The sequence below is a fragment of the Saccharopolyspora sp. NPDC000359 genome, assembly GCF_040300525.1.
Taxonomy (GTDB): Bacteria; Actinomycetota; Actinomycetes; order Mycobacteriales; family Pseudonocardiaceae; genus Saccharopolyspora.
On record NZ_JBEPDU010000013.1, the window covers coordinates 70,602 to 88,558 of the forward strand.

At 72.0% G+C, this 17,957-nt stretch carries 13 protein-coding genes; 6 read left to right on the top strand and 7 right to left on the bottom strand.

Annotated features, from left to right (window positions below; genetic code table 11):
* Positions 1–37: 37 nt before the first annotated feature.
* Positions 38–1,690, bottom strand: a complete 1,653-nt coding sequence (locus ABT324_RS11215; protein WP_351175029.1) for an amidohydrolase — start codon at positions 1,688–1,690, stop codon at positions 38–40.
* Positions 1,691–1,696: 6 nt separating this feature from the next.
* Positions 1,697–3,034, bottom strand: a complete 1,338-nt coding sequence (locus ABT324_RS11220) for an MFS transporter (RefSeq protein ID WP_351175031.1) — start codon at positions 3,032–3,034, stop codon at positions 1,697–1,699.
* Between the two features lie 143 nt (positions 3,035–3,177).
* Here ABT324_RS11220 and ABT324_RS11225 point away from each other — a divergent pair, with 143 nt between their 5' ends.
* Complete coding sequence (locus tag ABT324_RS11225) at positions 3,178–4,089, top strand: LysR family transcriptional regulator (RefSeq protein ID WP_351175033.1); 912 nt, start codon at positions 3,178–3,180, stop codon at positions 4,087–4,089.
* Positions 4,090–4,122: 33 nt separating this feature from the next.
* Here ABT324_RS11225 and ABT324_RS11230 read toward each other — a convergent pair whose 3' ends face one another.
* Positions 4,123–5,106: a M28 family metallopeptidase gene (locus ABT324_RS11230; protein ID WP_351175035.1), complete on the bottom strand. Its 984-nt coding sequence runs from the start codon at positions 5,104–5,106 to the stop codon at positions 4,123–4,125.
* A 313-nt stretch (positions 5,107–5,419) separates the two neighbouring features.
* On the opposite strand from ABT324_RS11230, the gene ABT324_RS11235 reads away from it, so the two are divergent.
* Positions 5,420–6,685 (top strand): NupC/NupG family nucleoside CNT transporter, encoded by a 1,266-nt coding sequence (locus ABT324_RS11235; protein ID WP_351175037.1) that lies wholly within the window; start codon positions 5,420–5,422, stop codon positions 6,683–6,685.
* Between the two features lie 45 nt (positions 6,686–6,730).
* Here the strand turns inward: ABT324_RS11235 and ABT324_RS11240 are convergent, their stop codons facing one another.
* Together ABT324_RS11240 and ABT324_RS11245 are read right to left on the bottom strand one after the other, a co-directional pair.
* Entirely contained in the window at positions 6,731–8,713 is a 1,983-nt protein-coding gene (locus ABT324_RS11240) for a hydantoinase B/oxoprolinase family protein (protein WP_351175039.1), read from the bottom strand.
* 3 nt (positions 8,714–8,716) lie between these two features.
* A complete protein-coding gene (locus ABT324_RS11245; protein ID WP_351175041.1) occupies positions 8,717–10,753 on the bottom strand; it encodes a hydantoinase/oxoprolinase family protein in 2,037 nt (678 codons plus the stop codon).
* Positions 10,754–10,934: 181 nt separating this feature from the next.
* Here ABT324_RS11245 and ABT324_RS11250 point away from each other — a divergent pair, with 181 nt between their 5' ends.
* The 3 genes from ABT324_RS11250 (at position 10,935) to idi (ending at position 14,178) form a co-directional block, all read left to right on the top strand.
* The gene (locus ABT324_RS11250) at positions 10,935–12,503 is read left to right on the top strand and encodes a helix-turn-helix domain-containing protein (RefSeq protein WP_351175043.1); all 1,569 of its coding nucleotides are present in this window, start codon (positions 10,935–10,937) and stop codon (positions 12,501–12,503) included.
* A 78-nt stretch (positions 12,504–12,581) separates the two neighbouring features.
* Complete coding sequence (locus ABT324_RS11255; protein WP_351175045.1) at positions 12,582–13,568, top strand: zinc-binding dehydrogenase; 987 nt, start codon at positions 12,582–12,584, stop codon at positions 13,566–13,568.
* 31 nt (positions 13,569–13,599) lie between these two features.
* Positions 13,600–14,178 (top strand): isopentenyl-diphosphate Delta-isomerase, encoded by a 579-nt coding sequence (gene idi / locus ABT324_RS11260; RefSeq protein WP_351175047.1) that lies wholly within the window; start codon positions 13,600–13,602, stop codon positions 14,176–14,178.
* A 5-nt stretch (positions 14,179–14,183) separates the two neighbouring features.
* On the opposite strand, the gene ABT324_RS11265 is transcribed toward idi, so the two are convergent.
* Positions 14,184–14,846, bottom strand: a complete 663-nt coding sequence (locus tag ABT324_RS11265) for a response regulator (protein WP_351175049.1) — start codon at positions 14,844–14,846, stop codon at positions 14,184–14,186.
* Positions 14,843–16,441 (bottom strand): sensor histidine kinase, encoded by a 1,599-nt coding sequence (locus tag ABT324_RS11270; RefSeq protein WP_351175051.1) that lies wholly within the window; start codon positions 16,439–16,441, stop codon positions 14,843–14,845. The genes ABT324_RS11265 and ABT324_RS11270 overlap by 4 nt, the downstream gene beginning before the upstream one ends.
* Before the next feature lie 166 nt (positions 16,442–16,607).
* Here ABT324_RS11270 and ABT324_RS11275 point away from each other — a divergent pair, with 166 nt between their 5' ends.
* Positions 16,608–17,942: a CitMHS family transporter gene (locus tag ABT324_RS11275; RefSeq protein ID WP_351175053.1), complete on the top strand. Its 1,335-nt coding sequence runs from the start codon at positions 16,608–16,610 to the stop codon at positions 17,940–17,942.
* Positions 17,943–17,957: the final 15 nt, after the last annotated feature.

Genomic DNA, 17,957 nt, shown 5'->3' on the forward strand with positions numbered 1-17,957 from the left:
TGGTGGTTCTTGCGACCATCGCCGCTCACGAGTCTCCTCAGGCGACCTCCAGCGCACCAGTGTCGTGCGCAATGTGCCCTCCGACGACCGTCGCGCCCACCGCCAGGTCCGCGATGCGCTCGGGGGCGACGCTCAGCAGGTCGTCGCTGAGGACGGTGAAGTCGCCGAGCATGCCGCGCGCGAGGGTCCCCTTGACGTGCTCCTCGTGAACGGCGTGGGCCGAGCCGATCGTGTAGGCGCGCAGGGCTTCTTCGGCGGTCACCGCTTCACCCGGGCCGATCGGTGCGCCGGAGGCGGTGCGCCGGTTGACCATGTCGTGGATGCTCAGCAGCGGGTCCTGCCTGACCACCGGGGCATCGGTGGAGCCCGGCAGCACCACACCGGCGTCGAGGAACGACCGCATCCGGTACGCCAGCTGGCTGCGCTCCGGGCCGAGGGCCGCCAGCAGTCCGTCGCCGATCTCGGACAGGAACCTGCCCTGCGGCACCGGGATCAGCCCCAGCGCCGCGATCCGGGCGACCTGCTGCTCACTGGTCACCGCCGCGTGCTCGATGCGGTGCCGCGCGTCGGTGCGCGGGTGCAGGCGCTGTGCTTCCTCGTAGGAGTCCAGCACGACGTCCAGGGCCGCGTCGCCGATGGCGTGCGTGGCGACCTGCCAACCGCAGCGGTGCGCTTCGAGGATGAACCGGTGGATCTGCTCGCGCTCGAACTGCAGCAGGCCGCTGTTGCCGGGGGTGTCGTGGTAGTCGCAGCACATGGCGGCGGACCGGCCGATCAGCGACCCGTCCGAGAGGATCTTCACCGGGCCGATGCGCAGCCGTTCGTCGCCGAAACCGGTGCGCAGTCCGAGGTCCAGGCCGTACCAGGTGTTGCCCGGTTCGAGCGCGCCGACCTCGCGCAGCGCCGTGATGTAGGGCATCAGCGTCATCCGGACGCCCAGCAGCCCGCGCTCCCGCGCCCGCAGGAACGCGTCCAGGTCGGCCGGGCCGTTGCCGGGTCCGTCGACGACGCCGATGCCCGGTTCCGTCACGCTGGTCAACCCGACCGACAGCGCCGCCCGCGACGCCGCTTCGATGTTGGCGACCCACTCCGCCGTGGGTTCGGGGCGCAGCACGTGCTCCACCAACTGCATCGCGGTTTCTTGCAGCAACCCTTCCGCGCGGCCGCTCGCGTCGCGCACGACGCATCCTCCGCTGACGTCGGGCAGCGAGGCGAGGTCGCTGAAACCGGCGCGCGCGAAGGCTTCGGTGCTGGCCACGGCCATGTGGCGCGAGGTGTGCACCAGCCAGACCGGTCGCCCACCGGCGGCCCGGGCCAGCGCCTCGGCGGTGGGGTGGCCGCCGATCTTGTTCTGGTCGTAGCCCGAGCCGAGCACCCAGGCACCGGCGGGCAGCGAAGCGGCCCGCTGCGCCACCGCCTCGTAGAGCGCGTCGAGGGTCGGCGCGGCCGCGTGCGAGACGTCGAGGTCCCGGAGTGCCTTGCCCGCCATGCTCAGGTGGTGGTGCGCGTCGTTGAAGCCGGGCACCGCGGGTGCGCCGCCGAGGTCGACGACGGTGTCCGCGCCGCACCCGTCCAGCTCCTCATCCAGACCGGCGATGCGCCCGTTGAGCACGCCGATCCGGCTCGCCTCGGGGCGCCCCCGGTCGAGGGTCCGGAAGCGTCCATTGTGGAAGATCGCGTCGAGGCGCAAGGTTCGTCAACTCCTCTTCGTGGGGATTCGGACGGCAGGCACGTGCTCCCGGCGGGCGGTGACCGCGGCGAGCGCCACGACGCACCCGGTGGTGACCAGCAGCAGGACCGCGTAGAACCCGACCACCGGCCAGATCGAACCGCCGCTGGTCAACAGGAACTGGGCCACCAGCGGGGTCGTACCGCCGATGAGCGTCGAGCACAACTGGTAGGACAGCGAGATCCCGGTGTAGCGGACGCGGGAGCTGAAGGCGCGGGCGAGGAAGCCTGCCAGCACCGCGTAGTACCCGGAGCCCGCGATGACGGCCATCGCGATGCCGAGGAACACCAGGCCCGGTTGCGCAGTGCTGATCAGCAGAAACATCGGCACCGCGACGGCGACCTGCACGAGCAGCGAGCACACCATGAACCGGGTCTCGCCGACCCGCTCGGAGATCAGCGCCGCGAGCGGCTGCCAGGCGAACTGCACCACGGAGGTGCCGAGCAGGACGTAGAGCATCGTCTGCCGGTCCATGCCCAGCTCGTTGGTGGTCCAGGACAGCACGAACGTGTTGGTGAAGTACGCGGCCGAGATGCCCATGATCGAGGCCCCGATGCCCAGCAGCACGCTGCGCCACGCGGTGCGCAGCACCTCGGCGATCGGCAGCCGCACCACGTCGCCGCTGTCCTTGACCCGCTCGAACTCACCGGACTCCTCGACCTTCATGCGGATCACCAGGCCGACCACGACCAGCAGCCCGGACAGCAGGAACGGCACCCGCCAGCCCCACGCGGCGAACGCGGCGTCGTCCAGCGACCCCGCGGCGAGGAAGACCAGCGTGGCCAGGACGGCCCCGGCCGGGGACCCCTGCTGCACCAGCATCGCGAAGAACGACGCCCGCCCCTTCGGGGCGCTTTCCGCGGCCATCAGCACCGCGCCGCCCCACTCCCCGCCGACGGCGATGCCCTGGACCGCGCGCAGCAGCGCCAGCAGGAACGGCGCGGCGACGCCGATCTGCGCGTGGGTGGGCAGCACCCCGATGAGGAAGGTGGCCACGCCCATCATCAGCAGCGTGGTGATCAGCGTGCCCTTGCGGCCCAGGCGGTCGCCGAAGTGCCCGAAGACGATGCCGCCGAGCGGCCGGGCCAGGAAGCCCACCCAGAACGTCGCGAACGAGGCGAGCACCCCGGCGGCGGGCGAGGCGTCGGGGAAGAACAGCTTCCCGAAGACCAGCGCGGACGCCGTTCCGTAGATGTAGAAGTCGTACCACTCGATGGTGGTGCCGACGAACGAGGCGACACCGGCGCGGCGGGCCTGGCGCGGCGCGTCGCGGAACCCGGTTCGGGTGGTGCTGGGGACGGTCATGGGGCCTCCGGCGGAAGCGAGGACCAGCGGGCCGGAGCCCGATCGGACAGGCACAGTCTGTGGTCCGGCCCTGATGCCGTCTAATACTTGGTTCCTAGGTGTGCGATGCCTCGGAGGCATCGCCCGAGTTCGGGAGGTCCACCGTGGAGCTGCGGGTGCTGCGCTACTTCCTCGCCGTGGCCGAGGCCGAGTCGGTCACCGCCGCGGCCCGCCAGGTGCACGTCGCCCAGCCCTCCCTCTCGCGGCAGCTGCGGGCCCTGGAGAAGGACCTGGGGGTCGCGCTGTTCACCCGCCGCGCGGGATCACTGGCGCTGAACGCCGCGGGGCGCCGGTTCCTGCCCATCGCCCGCGACCTGGTGCGCCGCGCCGAACAGGCCGCCGAGACGATCGGCGCCGTCGGCCGGGGCGAGGAAGCCGCGCTGACCGTGGTCGCCCCGCCCTCGACGGTCGCCTACATGCTGGCCCCGCTGATGGCCAGCGGCGGTGTCGCCCCGTTCCGCGACGCCATCCAGGAGCTGCCCAGCGAGGTCTTCGACACGCTGCTGGCCAGCGACGCCGACATCGGCATCTCGACCAATCCGGCCCCGCCCCCGCTGGAGTCGGCGTTCCTCGGCCGCACCCCGGTCATCGCCCAGCTGCCCGCCGACCACCCCTGGGCCGGGCGCCGCGAGATCGCGCTGGCCGACCTGGTCACCGAACCGCTGGTCCTCATGACCCGCGCCAACGCGGCGCGGCTCGTCGTCGACGACGCCATCAGCCGTGCGGGCCTCACCACCGCCGGGACCTCCGAGACCGGCTCCTCGGCGTTCGCGCAGGCGCTGGCCGCGGCGGGGCACGGGGTCTGCCTGGTCACCGACGAGGCGCGCTTCGGCCTCCACCAGCTCATCGTGGTGGCGCCTGACGGCCCGCTCACCGTGCCGCTGTACGCGGGGTGGGACCCCACCCACTACGCCCGCGCCACCATCGACGACGCGGTCGAGGCCCTGCGGGCGCACTGCCGCCAGCACGCGAGGAACTTCCCGGCGCTGCGCGAAGAGGCGGGCGACCTCAGGTGAGATCGCCCGCCTCCCAACACCAACCGTTGCGCGTTACGGCTGGGGGAACTGCTCCGCGTACGTGGTGACCGCGGTGTTGATCGCCTGGAGGTTGCGGTCCAGGGCCTGGGTGTCCACGTTGTCCACCGTGTCGCACGACTGGTGGTAGCAGGGGTCGAACGCCTCCCCCGCCTGGCCGCCCCACTTCTGGGCCTGCTCCGCGGACTTGGTCTGCTCGGCGCCGGTGAAGGTGCCGCCCGCGGGGATGCCCACCGCGATGAACGGGCCGTAGTCCGAGCGGCCGTCGAAGTCGGTGCCCTCGGCCTCCACCCCGGCCTGGGCCAGCGAGTCGTTGAGCAGCTGCTCGATCTGCGCCGAGCCCTCCGGGCCCGGTCCGGCGCCCTCGCCGTCGGAGTCGTCACCGTCGTAGGTGAAGTACCCGGCGTTCGGCGAGCCGACCATGTCGAAGTTCAGGTACGCGGCGATCTGGTCCTGCTCGTCCTGCGACAGCGAGTCGACGTAGTGCTGGGAGCCGACCAGGCCCTGCTCCTCGGCGCCCCAGAAGGCGAAGCGCAGCTTGTTCTTCGGGGTCGCGCCGCTGCCGGCGTAGTCCAGCGCGGCCTGCAGGATCGCCGCCGAACCGGTGCCGTTGTCGTTGATCCCCGGGCCGCGGCTGACGCTGTCCAGGTGGGCGCCGAACATCACCACGTTGTTGGCGTCGCCCTCGGGGGTCTCGGCCAGCAGGTTGTAGGTGGTGCCGCCGATGGCGCTGAACTCCTGGACGGTGGTGGTGTACCCGGCCTCGTCCAGCTGCGCCTTGATGTAGTCCATCGACGCCTTGTAGCCGGGTTGTCCCGCCGCGCGGTTGCCGCCGTTGGCCTCGGCGATGCCCTGCAGCTCGTTCAGGTGGTCCTGCACCGCGGCGACGCCGGTCAGCGGTGCGACCTCGGCCGGGGCGCTCGCCGCGGTGGCCGGCAGGGCCAGGGCCGACACCGCGGCCAGCGCGGTCGCGGTCGCCAGTACTGGTCGTTTCGGCATGCCACTTCCCTTCTTCCGGGCCAGGCCGGTTCGGGCGGCAACGTATCCACCGGACCGCGGGCCGCGGCGGGTTTGACGGGAAGTCGCCGCCGCACGCGAATTTCCCGGTTTCACCGTTGGGCCCAGCGGGATTTCGGCGCCGCGCGACGCGCCGTGACCCACCGGTCACCCCGCGTTCCGGCGCCCAGCGACCCCCCGGGAGACGCGAATCACAAATGACAGTCCGCTGTGCACGCCCCCTGACCTGCGTGCGAGCATGCCCGAGTTCCAAGTCACGTCGCCGCCGCGCGGCGTTCACCGGGAAAGAAGGCTGATGCAGGTGCAGGTCTTGTGGGGTATCGGCGGCATGCTGGTGCTGCTGCTGCTGGCGTTCGCGCTGTCGACCAACCGGCGCGCGATCAATCCCCGCACCGTGCTGGGTGCGCTGGCGGTCCAGGTCCTGTTCGCGGTCATCGTGCTGCGCTGGGACGTGGGCAAGCAGGCGTTGGCCGCGGTGAGCGGCGCGGTGCAGAAGGTGCTCGACTCCTCCACGGAGGGCATCGAGTTCATGGTCGGGCCGATCCTGCCCACCGAGGGCACCGTGGTGGCCTTCCAGGTGCTGCCGATCATCGTCTTCATCTCGGCGCTGACCGCGGTGCTCTACCACTGGAACATCCTGCAGTGGGTGGTCCGGATCATCGGTGGTGGCCTGCAGAAACTGCTGGGCACCACCAAGCCGGAGTCGCTGAACGCGACCGCGAACATCTTCCTGGGCATGACCGAGGCACCGCTGATGGTCCGGCCGTACCTGCCGAAGATGACCCGCTCGGAGTTCTTCGCGGTGATGACCGGCGGGCTGGCCACCGTGGCGGGCACCGTGATGGTGGGCTACGCGATGCTGGGCGCCAGCCTGGACCACCTGATCGCGGCCAGCTTCATGGCGGCACCGGCCGGCCTGCTGATGGCCAAGATCATCGTCCCGGCGAGCAAGGACGACGCCGAGAAGGCCGACGCTCCGGGTGCCGCCAAGGCCGAGGGCACCGACGCCGAGCAGACCGAGGTCGCCGAGGCCGTCGAGGACAAGCCGCGCAACGTCGTCGACGCCGCGGCCACCGGCGCCTCCGACGGCCTGAAGCTCGCGCTGAACGTCGGCGCGATGCTGTTCGCGTTCATCTCGCTGATCGCGCTGGTCAACCTGATCATCGGCGGGGTCGGCGGGTTGTTCGGGCTGGCCGACCTGAGCCTGCAGCAGATCCTCGGCTACGCGTTCTCGCCGCTGATGTGGGTGATCGGCGTGCCGTGGGAGGACGCGGTGGCCGCGGGCGGCTTCGTCGGCGAGAAGATCGTGCTCAACGAGTTCGTCGCGTTCGCCGACTTCGGCCCGCAGATCTCGCAGTTCGGCGAGAAGAGCGCCACCATCATCACCTTCGCGCTCACCGGCTTCGCCAACCTCGGCTCGCTGGGCATCCTGCTCGGCGGCCTGGGCGGCATGGCCCCGTCCAAGCGCAGCTGGATCGCCCGCGACGGGTTCCGCGCGATCCTCGCCGGCACCCTGGCGAACCTGCTCAGCGCCACCATCGCGGGCATCCTGGTCGCCTGATGCCGCGGGTGCGCAACGGCGGTCGCGCCGTTGCGCACCCGGCGGTCAGGACCAGTGCGCCGCCGCCCGCTTCTGGAGCAGTTCCCGGTACTGGCGCGTCGTGTTCTCGTGCAGCTCGCCGGTGCCCCAGTCCACGACCACCCCGTACCGCCGGATCACGTCGAGCATGTCGAGCTCACCGGCGCGGTACCGGCGGGCCACCGCGTGCGGGTCCTCGGTCAACCAGTCCCGCCGCTGCGCGGCGGTGGAGGCCCGGAGTTCCCTGGTGGCGGCGGTGTCCACTTCGTACTGGTCCAGCTCCGGGTCGATCGGGCGCACCACGACCCCGTAGTCCGCGGCCGCGCGCTCGACCGACACGTAACCGTCGATGACGTCCTCGACGACGAGGGCCGGGTCCCTGGTGAGCGGGTCGCCGTACCCGCCGCCACCCGCGGAGGGCCGGGTGAAGGTGTCGCCGGGCTCGATCGCGACGTTCGAGAAGGTCGCGCCCAGGAACCGCTCGTCGTCGGTGCCCTTGTTCAGCCAGACGCCGTGCGGCAGCGAGGGCAGGCCACCGGAGATGCCCCAGGTGATCGACCGGGCGCGGTCGCAGCAGTACGACATCACGGTGCCCTCGCAGTCGGTCAGCACCCCGCCCTTCTCCAGGCCGAAACCGCCCCGGTACCGACCCGGGCCACCGGAGTCAGTCACGATGGCGTGCCCGCTGGTCAGCACCGGGGAGAGCCGTTCCTGGCCCTCGACCGGCTGCACCGCCAGGCCGGGTCCGAAGACCGGTGCGGTGGCCCCGGACCCGTCCTTGCTGGCCCGGCCGCCCCAACCACCGGCCATCCAGTCGTACCACATGAAGTACGGCCGGTCCTCGGTCCGACCGTCCTTGCCGCCGACCAGCAGGTACTCGAGGTTGAACGCGCACGCCACGGCGCGCTCGGGCACGACCTGGGACCAGATCTCGAACAGCGCGTTCATCAGCTTCTCGTAGGGGCCGGAGCAGAACCCGGTGACCGCGGTCGGCCACGCGGCGTTGACCACCGTCCCCTCCGGGCCGAGGTCGGCGTGCACCACCCGGTACAGCCCGGAGTTGAGCGGCACGTCGGGGAAGAACGTCTTCGTCCCCGCGTACAGCGCGGAGTGGGTGGTGCCGTAGCCGGAGTTGAGGAACGTCGACACCGCTGGCGCGCTGCCGGACAGGTCGTAGTGGATGCCCGCGTCGTCGATGCGCATCCGGACCGAGATCGGCACCAACCCCTCCGGCTTGCTGGGGTCGCTGTCGAGGTGGTCGACCGCTTCCCACTCACCGTGCGGGAGCTCGGCGAGCTTGTGCCGCACGATGCGCTCCACGTAGTCCTGGACGCCCTCCATGGCCGCCACGACGGTGTCCTTGCCGTAGCGGCTGACCAGCCGTAGGACCTCGCGTTCGCACACGGCCGTGGCTTCGGCCTGCGCGTTGAGGTCCCCCATGCAGCTGTAGGGCGAGCGCGTGTTGGAGACCAGCAGCTGCGCCACGTCGCGCAGCTGCTTGCCGCGGTGCCACACCCGGACCGGGGTGATGCGCAAGCCTTCGCTGAAGTGCTCCTTGGCGTTGACGTCGAAGGAGCCGGGCACGTTGCCGCCGATGTCGGCCCAGTGCCCCTTGTTCTGCGCGAACCCGATGATCTCGGTACCGGCGAAGATGGGCCGGATGAAGCTGACGTCGTTGAAGTGCGTGCCTCCTCGGTAGGGGTCGTTGACCGCGAACACGTCACCGGGGTTGATGTCGTCGCCGAACTCCGCCAGCACCGCCTTGCACTGGAAGTGCAGCGTGCCGACGTGCACGGCGATGTCGGCGCTGCCCTGCATCACGGTGTTGCCCGCCGCGTCGCACAGCGCGGAGGAGAAGTCCCGCGCGTAGATCACGAACGAGTAGCAGGTGCGCATGATCTGCTCGCTCATCAGGTCGACCGCGGTGACGAAGGCGTTCTTCAGCACCTCGAAGGTCACCGGGTCCAGGCCAGCCGGGGTCACCGCGCCCGGCTCGGGGTTGGTCGTCATGGTTCAGGCCTCCGTGAGGTGGATGCGGATGTTCAGCCACTCGTCGATCTCGGCCCGGGCACCCGGCGGCACGACGGTGGTGGAGTCCAGCTGCTCGATGACGGCCGGGCCGCGCAACCGGGTCCCGGCCGGCAGGTCGGACCGGTCGTGCACCGGGGTGTCGACCCACCCCGGCCCGTCGAAGTGGACCTCGCGGGTCTGCCGGGCCGCGGGCGCGGCACCGGGCACCACCTCGTGCGGGAGGACGACCGGTTTGGGTGTGACGCCGATGGCGGTCAGGCCCAGCTGGTAGATCTGCACCGGGGTGTCGTCCCGGCGGAACGAGTACTCCCGCTCGTGCTGCTCGTGGAACAGCTCGACCGCCTCGCGCAGCGCGTCGGGCCCGGTGCCGCACTTGACGGTCAGCGACCGCCACTGCCCCAGGTAGCGCATGGAGACCGTGCGCTGCAGGACGGCGTCCGCAGCGCTGACGCCCTCGTGGCGCAGCCGGGCCGAGGCTTCGGCCGCCAACCCCGCGAAGGCGTTCTCGAACTCCTCGACGTCGGCTTCCTCCGCCACGGCGTTGAACATCGCGGACAGGTCGTGGCGGATGTCGACCAGCAGGCACCCGAGCGCCGAGGTCACCCCCGGGTTCGGCGGCACCACGACGGTCGGGATGTTGAGCTCGCGCGCCACCTCAGCGCCGTGCAGCGCCCCGGCGCCGCCGAAGGCGATCAGCGCGAAGTCCCGGGGGTCGTAGCCGCGGCGAATCGAGATCAGCCGGACCGCGTCGGCCATGTTGGCGTTGGCGACCCGCAGGACGGCACTCGCGGCCTCGTCGAGCGAGAGCCCGAGCGGCCGGGCGACGTGGTCGAGCAGGGCTTTCTCGGCCAGCTCCGGGGCGAGCTCCTTGGCGCCTCCGGCCAGGCTGGTCCCCAGCCTGTTGAGCACCAGGTTCGCGTCCGAGTTGGTGGGCGCCGTGCCGCCCGCCCCGTAGCACGCGGGCCCGGGCACCGCTCCCGCCGACTGCGGCCCGTTGCGCAGCGAACCGGCTTCGTCGATGTGCGCGATGGAACCCCCGCCGGCCCCGATGGTCAGCACCTCGATCGACGGGAAGATGATCGGGTAACCGTACTCGACCGACCACTCCTTGGTCACCCGCAGCTCGCCGCCGTGCACCATCGCGATGTCCGTGCTGGTCCCGCCCATGTCCAGGCCGATGGCGTTGGCGTAGCCGCACTGGGCGGCCACGTGCCGGGCGGCGATCGCGCCCGCGGCGATGCCGGACGCGGCCAGCCGCACGGGGTAGCGCTCCACCGTGCGCGGGGTCATCGACCCGCCGCCGGAGTGCAGCAGCAGGAGGTCACCGCGGTACCCGCCGGCCGCCAGCTCCTCGGCCAGCCGGTTGACGTAGCCGCTGACCAGCGGCGCGAGCACCGCGTTGGCGACCGTGGTGGTGAACCGGTCGTGCTCGAAGATCTCCGGGAGGATCTCCGCGCTGGCGCAGATCATCACCCCGGGCAGCTCCTCCTCGAGGATCTCGCGCATCCGGATCTCGTGGGCGGGGTTGGCGTAGGAGTTGACGAAGCAGACGGCCACGGTCCGCGCCCCGCGCTTGCGCAGCAGGGCCGCCACCCGGCGGGCCTCCGCCTCGTCCAGCGGGGTCACCACGCGTCCGGCGTAGTCGATGCGCTCGGTGACCTCGAAGCGGTCCCGGCGGCGCAGGTAGGGCGGCGCCACGTCGTTGTAGGCGTCCCAGAGGTCGTCCTTGGTGCCGTCGCGGATTTCGATGACGTCGCGGAAGCCGGTGGTGGTGACCATCGCGGCCGGTTGGAAGTTCCGCGTGATCAGGGCGTTGGTGGCCACCGTCGTGCCGTGCGAGAACAGCGAGACCTCGCGCAGGTCGACGCCGCCGCGCTCGACGCCGTCGAGCACCGCGCGCATCGGGTCCTCCGGGGTGGACGGGACCTTGGTGACCCGGGTGCTCCTCGTGTCCTCGTCGAACACGCAGACGTCGGTGAACGTGCCTCCGACGTCGACGGCCACGCGCTGCTGGGCCATGCGGGTGCCTCCTCGAAGTGGTGCGGGTGGGAAGGGGTCCGCCGCCGGCTGCGGTTGGAAGAGAAGGTTGCCCCACGTTGTGCGCGCTGTCACTGTGACAATCACGAACAAGGCGGAGCCGATCTGTCAGATCGGACAACTGGGAGGGCAGCGCGTGGACAGCCGTGGTGGGTGGCCGCAGTTGACCTTGCGCCACCTGGTCGACGAGCCGAGCCTGCAGCTGACCGTGGTGGAACCGGGTGACCTGTCGAAGGTCGTCCGCGCGGCGCACCCGGTCGAGGCCGTCAACACCGCGACCCGGTCCCGGCCCGGGGCGATCGCGCTCACCACGGGGGCGGGGTTGGCCACCACCGCCGACGACCCGGAGCCGCAGAAGCGGTTGGTCGCCGACCTCGTCGCGGCCGACGCCACAGCCCTGCTGTTCGGGACGGGTGTCCACTTCGACCGGGTGCCGCACGGCCTGCGCGCCGCCGCGCGCGAGCGGGACTTGCCGGTGCTGGGCGTGAACGCCGCCGAGGTCTCGTTCGACGCCGTCGCGGACTTCATCAGCAGCGGCGCGCTGTCGATGGAGACCTACCTGCTCAAGCGCACGGTCTGGCTGCAGAACGACCTGCTGCACGCGCTGGCGGCGTCGGACCCGGTGAGCGCGCTGGTGGTCCGCCTGGGCACGTTGTGCAAAGGCGCGGCAGTGCTCTACGAGGGGGAAGGGCGCATCGTCGCCTCGACCGGGCACGGGCCGCTACGCCTGGTCTGGGAGGAGATCAGCGCCCGCCAGCGCGAGGCGCAGCGGTTCACCGTCGGGCAGTGGGTGGTCGCCACCCGGCCCTTCCTGCTCCGGGGCACGCGGTTCCAGCTGGCGGTGGCCTCGCGCAACGGCGCGCTGCTCGACGACATCAGCCCGGAGCTGCTGGAGACCGCGGAGCGGGTGCTGGCCGCCGCCAACGCGTCGCGGTCGCTGGTGATCAGCCAGGAGCGGGCCGAAGCGGCGCGGATCGTGTCGGCCCTGCGCAGCGGGATCACCGCCTCGCAGGTCCGGCAGACCTGGGCCCGGTTGCGGGCCTTCGGGTTCCGCGTCGGCGACGAGCTCCGCGCCGTGGTGGCCAGCCCGCTGCGCGATCGCGGCGAGCCCGGGGCGCGCGACGCGGCCGAACCCCTGCTGGAGCAGGCCGAGCTCGCGGACCTGCCGCTGGTGCTGTCCGCGGAGCGCGTGGCCGACCACGAGCCCGGCGGGTTGACGGCGGTGCTCGCGGAGCGCGACGCCGCCGGCAGCTGGCTCGACGAGCTCGCCCGCACCCACCTGGTCGGGGTCAGCGGCCCCTTCACCGATCTCGCGGTGGCCGCGCGCTACGCCGAGGAGGCCAGCACCGCCTGGCACCTGGCCGGTCGTCGCCGCGGCCGGGGCAGCGGCCGGACGATCGTGCGGCTCGACGAGGTCGACTTCGCCACCTGGCTGCTGACGCGCCGCGACGACGCGCAGGTCGCCGACCGGTTCGAGCGGCACTTCGGCGCGCTGGTCAAGTCACCGGACCTGGCGCGGACCGTGGTGCTCTTCCTGGCCTGCGACCAGGACGTCAAGCGGACGGCGGAGCTGCTGTTCATCCACCCCAACACGGTCCGGTACCGGCTGCGCAACGTCGAGCAGCTCATCGGCGGGCGGATCTCGTCGGCGGAGGTCGTGGCCAACCTCTACCTCGCCTTCCAGGACGACGTCCTGGCCAGCGCGGAGAAGTTCCTCGAAGCGCGGACTTGATCTCAAGTTAACTGGAGCTCCTAGCGTCGTGGCTGCGGGCGCGGACCGCGCCCACTTCGACGAGCACAGGAGCACGACATGCACGCGATCCGGCAGCACGAGTTCGGTCCGGCGAAGGTCCTCCGCCACGAGGAGGTGCCCGACCCGCACCCGGGCGCCGGGCAGGTCCGCATCGCGGTCGCCGCGGCGGGTGTCCACGTCATCGACACCACCATCCGGCAGGGCCTGGTGGGCGGACCGTTACCGCTGCCCGAGCTGCCGATGACGCCCGGCCGCGAGGTCGCCGGGGTCGTCGACGAGATCGGCGACGGGGTCGCCGCGGAGTGGCTCGGCCGCCCGGTCGTGGCCCACCTCGGGCAGGCCAGCGGCGGCTACGCCGAGTACGCGGTGCGCGAGGTCGAGGCGGTGCAGGTGCTGCCGGAGGGCACCGACCCGCTCGCCGCGGTGGCGATGATCGGCACCGGGCGCACCACGATGTCCATCCTGCGCACCGCGCGCCCGAGCGCCGACGACGTCGTCCTGGTCACCTCGGCGGCCGGGGGCATCGGCGCCCTGGCGGTCCAGCACGCCCGCAACGTCGGCGCGACCGTGGTCGGCGCGGCCGGTGGCCCGACCAAGGTCGACATCGTCCGCGAGCTGGGCGCCGACCTGGCGGTGGACTACACCGAGGCGGGCTGGGCGGACCGGGTGCGCGAGGAGCTCGACCGACCGGTGAGCCTGGTCCTCGACGGCGCCGGTGGTGCCTCCGGGCGGGCGGCGTTCGACCTGCTCGGCGCGGGCGGGCGCATCGTCATGTACGGGCGGGAGCTCGGCGAGCACGGCTTCACCTCCGACGACCTGCTGGCTCGCGCGCTGTCGGCCACGGTCGCGCTGGGCCCGAACCTGCTCAAGGTGCCCGGCGGCATGCGCGCCCTGGAGGACGAGGCGCTGGCCGCGCTCGCCGACGGCAGCCTGGAACCGCTGGTCGGGCCCCCGTTCCCGCTGTCCCAGGCTGCCGCCGCGCACGAAGCGCTGGAGAATCGGCAGACTTACGGCAAAGTGGTGCTGGTGCCAGAACGGCGCTGAACCAGCACGACGAACTGCGGAGGTCGCACCAGTGGAACAGGTGGTACTGCTCGACGAGTCCGGTGAGGCGGTCGGGGTCGAGGACAAGACGATCGTGCACCACCGGGAGACCCCGCTGCACCTGGCCTTCTCGTGCTACGTGTTCAACGACCGGGGCGAGTTCCTGCTCACCCAGCGGGCGCATCACAAGCGCACCTTCCCGAGCGTGTGGACCAACAGCTGCTGCGGCCACCCGGCTCCCGAGGAGGAGATGAAGGCCGCGATCGCCCGGCGGCTCAGCGAGGAGCTGGGCTTGGCCGTGCACGGCCTGGAGCTGGCGCTGCCCGGCTTCCGCTACCGGGCGGTGATGCCCAACGGGGTGGTCGAGAACGAGATGTGCCCGGTGTTCTTCGCGTTCACCGAGCACACCCCGCGGCCCAACCCGGAGGAGGTCGCCGAGACCCGCTGGGTGGACTGGGCGGAGTTCAGCGCCGGGGTGCTGTCCGGGACGACCGAGGTCTCGCCGTGGTGCGAGCTGCAGGTCCGCCAGCTCGTCGAGCTCGGCCCGGAACCGGCCCGCTGGCCCAAGGGCACCCCGACCGGCCTGCCGCCCGCCGCCCGGGTCGCCTGACCCGGTCATGTGCCCGGGGCCTCGTACTGGTGCTCGGGTCGGCCGCTGGCGCCGTAGCGGAGGGTCATGCGGGCCTTGCCGTCCTGGGCCAGACCGGCCAGGTAGCGCTGCGCGGTGGCGCGGGCGATGCCCAGCTCGGCGGCGATCTCGGCCGCCGAGCGCGGGCCGTCCGCGGCGCGCAGCGCGTCCTGCACCAGCCGGGAGGTCACCGCGGACTGGCCCTTCGGCGCGCCTGGCCGGTCGCCCTCGTGCAGCAGCCGGATCGCGCGGTCGATCTCGTCCTGGCCGACCTGGCCGCCGGTCGGCGACAGCCGCGCGTGGTAGCGGGCGTAGGCGCTGAGCCGGTCCGCGAGCTGTTCCGCGGTGAACGGCTTGACCAGGTAGTTCAGCGCCCCGGCGGACAGCGCCGCGCGCACCGAGGCGGCGTCGGCGGCCGCGGTCAGCATGATCACGTCGACGTCCAGGTCGGCCAGCAGGGCGATCCCGGAGCAGTCCGGCAGGTAGTTGTCCAGCAGCACCAGGTCCGGGTTGCTGGAGGCGATCAGGTCGCGCGCCTCGGCCGCCGAGTGCGCGGTGCCCACCACCTGGAACCCGGCCACGCGCTCGGTGAACTCGGCGTGCACCCACGCCACCCGGAAGTCGTCCTCCACCACCAGCACGCGGATCATGCACCCTCCTCGCTCTCGGTCACCGCGCCGGGCAGCCACGCGTGGAACACCGCGCCGCGCTCCGCGCCGCCCGGGTCGGCCAGCCGCACGTCGCCACCGAAGCTGCGGGCCGCCTGGCGACACAACGCCAGGCCGAGCCCGTGGTCACCGTCCTCGGTGGACACCCCTTCCACGAACAGGTCCTCCCGCAGCCCCGGCGGCACCCCACCACCACTGTCCACAACGGACACGTGCAGTGTCGCACCGTCGGCGAGCAGGTCCACCTCCACCCGGGCCGGGCGCCGCTCGCCGAGCTGCGCCGCGCGCACCGCGTTGTCCACCAGGTTGCCCACCACCGTGGTCACCTCCACCGGCGCGCGCACCCTACCCGGCACCCAGCTGGTCTCCCCCAGCTCCAGCGCCACCGACTTCTCGGCCGCGACGGCCTTCTTCGCCGCCAGGAACGCCAGCAGCACCGGGTCCCGCACCGCCTCGCCCGCCGGTCCCAGCCCGGCGACCGGCCCGCTGGCGAGGGCCTGCAGGTAGGCGACCGCCTCGTCGTGGTGCCCGGTCTGCAGCAGTCCGGACAGGGTGTGCAGGCGGTTGCTGAACTCGTGGCGCTGCGCGCGCAGCACGTCGGTCATGCCGCGCACCGACTCCAACTCGCGGTTGAGCACCTCCAGGTCGGTGCGGTCCCGCAGGGTGAGCACGCTGCCCAGGTCCGCGCCGTCGCGGCTGACCCGGCGGTGGTTGGCCACCAGCACCCGGTCCCCGGCGACGGTGATCATGTTCTGCACCGGCTGCCCGCCCTCCAGCGCGCTACGCAGCCGGGACGGGACGGCCAGCTCGCGCACCGGGGTGCCGGGCGCGACACCGGTGCCCAGCAACTGCTCGGCCTCCTGGTTGGCGAACGACACCCGCCCGTCGGCGTCGACGGCCAGCACGCCCTCCCCGATGCCGTAGAGCACCGCCTCGCGCTCCCGCACCAGGTCGGCCAGCTCGTGCGGCTCCAGCCCCAGGGTGCGGCGCTTGAGCCCACGCGTGAGCAGCGCGGCACCGACCACCCCGACCACGAGCGCGCCGCCAGTGAACACCGCCGTGGTGCCCAGCAGCCGCAGCAGGACGTGGTCGATGTCCTCGGTGTCGAACCCGACGCTGACCTGCCCGACCACGGTCCCGGCGGCGTCGCGCAGCGGCACCTTGCCGCGCGCGGAGTAGCCGAGCGTGCCGCGCTGCACGTCGACCACCTCGTGACCGGCGAGCACCGAGCTGGGGTCGGTGCTGACCGGTTCGCCGATCTCGCCCGGGCTCGGGTGCGCCAACCGGATGCCCTGCCGGTCGGCGACCACGATGAACAGTGCCCCGGTGCTGGTCCGGATCCGCTCGGCGCGGTCCTGCACCGCCCCGCTGCGGTCCTCGCGGGCCACCGCGGCAGCGAGCTCGGTGTCCGCGGCGGTCGCGCGCGCCACCGCGAGCGCGCGCTGGCCGAACTGGTCTTCCAGCGCGCGGTCCAGCAACGACGCGACGAGGACGAACCCGATCCCGACGACGAGCGCGATCAGACCGATCTGCAGCAGCAACGCCTGCCGCGCGAACCGCACCGGTCGGCGTGACATGCGTCGACCCTAGCTCGCGAGCTAAACGCGCAGAACGCGGAGAACGCGGGCTAGGCGGACAACGCGCACAAGGCTCCCGGGATGCCGAACCGTTCACCTACGGTCTCGCGCAACGAAACACCGCTGTTACGCGGACCACTCCGGTCCGACGGGAAGGGGGAAGGCGTTGATCGCGCTCCTCGGCTTGTGCATGGTGACCGTCTTCCTCTTCCTGGTGATGACCAAACGGGTCTCGCCGATGGTGTCGCTGATCGTGGTGCCCGCGGCGTTCGCGCTGCTCGGCGGCTTCGCGCCGGAGCTGGGCGAGATGATCGTCGACGGGATCGGATCGGTGGCGCCGACGGCGGCGATGCTGCTGTTCGCCATCCTGTACTTCGGGATCATGATCGACGCGGGGCTGTTCGACCCGATCACCCGCGCGGTGGTCCGGCTCACCGGCAACGACCCGCTCAAGCTGGTCGTCGGCACGGTGGCCCTGGTCGCCGTGGTGTCGCTGGACGGCGACGGCACCACCACGTTCATGATCACCGTGTCCGCGCTGCTGCCGCTGTACCGCAAGCTGGGCATCAGCCCGGTGCTGATGACCGGCCTGGCCTGCCTGACCAACGCGATCCTGAACGTGGTGCCGTGGGGCGGCCCGTCCGCCCGCGCCGCCAGCGCGCTGGGGTTGGACCCGCAGGAGCTGTTCGTGCCGATGATCCCGCCGCTGGTCGCTGGGCTGGCCACGGTCTTCGTGCTCGCCTGGGCGCTCGGCCTGCGGGAGCGCGCCCGGGTGCGCAGCGGTGAGCTGGTGCTCGCCGGTGGGAGCGGGACCGGTGGCAGCGGGACCGGTGGCTCCGCCGACGGCGACTTCGACGTGCTGGCCCCGGACCGCGAGTCGCTGCGGCCGAAGCTCATCTGGTTCAACGCCGCGCTGACCGCCGCCCTGCTGGTGTCGCTCATCGTCGGCGTGCTGCCGATCGCCGTGCTGTTCATGATCGGCACCGGGATCGCGCTACTGGTCAACTACCCGCACCTGGAGCAGCAGCGCACCCGCATCGCCGCGCACGCCGACAGCGTGGTCTCGGTGGTCTCGATGGTGTTCGCCGCCGCGGTGTTCACCGGCGTGCTCTCCGGCACCGGGATGATCGAGCAGATGGCGCACTACCTGCTCAGCGCCATGCCGGAGGGCCTGTACCCGTTCTTCAGCGTGATCGTGGCGGTGCTCAGCGTGCCGTTCACCTTCTTCATGAGCAACGACGCGTTCTACTTCGGCATCATGCCGATCCTGGCCGAGGCGGGCGCGCAGCACGGGATCGCACCGGTCGAGATCGCCCGCGCCTCGCTGCTGGGGCAGCCGATCCACATGCTCAGCCCGCTGGTGCCCGCGATGTACGTGCTGATCGGCCTGGCCAAGGTGGACCTCGGTGACCACCACCGGTTCGCGATCAAGTGGGCGCTGGTGGTGTGCGCGGTGGTGATCGCCACCGGGCTCGGCTTGGGCGTGATCTCGATCCACTGAACCGGGATCCCCGCG

Excerpts from the sequence above, each read along its gene's own strand:
- ABT324_RS11220 (WP_351175031.1), bottom strand. The coding sequence starts at position 3,034 with ATGACCGTCCCCAGCACCACCCGAACCGGGTTCCGCGACGCGCCGCGC.
- ABT324_RS11230 (WP_351175035.1), bottom strand. The coding sequence starts at position 5,106 with ATGCCGAAACGACCAGTACTGGCGACCGCGACCGCGCTGGCCGCGGTG.
- ABT324_RS11235 (WP_351175037.1), top strand. The coding sequence starts at position 5,420 with ATGCAGGTGCAGGTCTTGTGGGGTATCGGCGGCATGCTGGTGCTGCTG.
- ABT324_RS11240 (WP_351175039.1), bottom strand. The coding sequence starts at position 8,713 with ATGACGACCAACCCCGAGCCGGGCGCGGTGACCCCGGCTGGCCTGGAC.
- ABT324_RS11245 (WP_351175041.1), bottom strand. The coding sequence starts at position 10,753 with ATGGCCCAGCAGCGCGTGGCCGTCGACGTCGGAGGCACGTTCACCGAC.
- ABT324_RS11255 (WP_351175045.1), top strand. The coding sequence starts at position 12,582 with ATGCACGCGATCCGGCAGCACGAGTTCGGTCCGGCGAAGGTCCTCCGC.
- ABT324_RS11265 (WP_351175049.1), bottom strand. The coding sequence starts at position 14,846 with ATGATCCGCGTGCTGGTGGTGGAGGACGACTTCCGGGTGGCGTGGGTG.
- ABT324_RS11270 (WP_351175051.1), bottom strand. The coding sequence starts at position 16,441 with ATGTCACGCCGACCGGTGCGGTTCGCGCGGCAGGCGTTGCTGCTGCAG.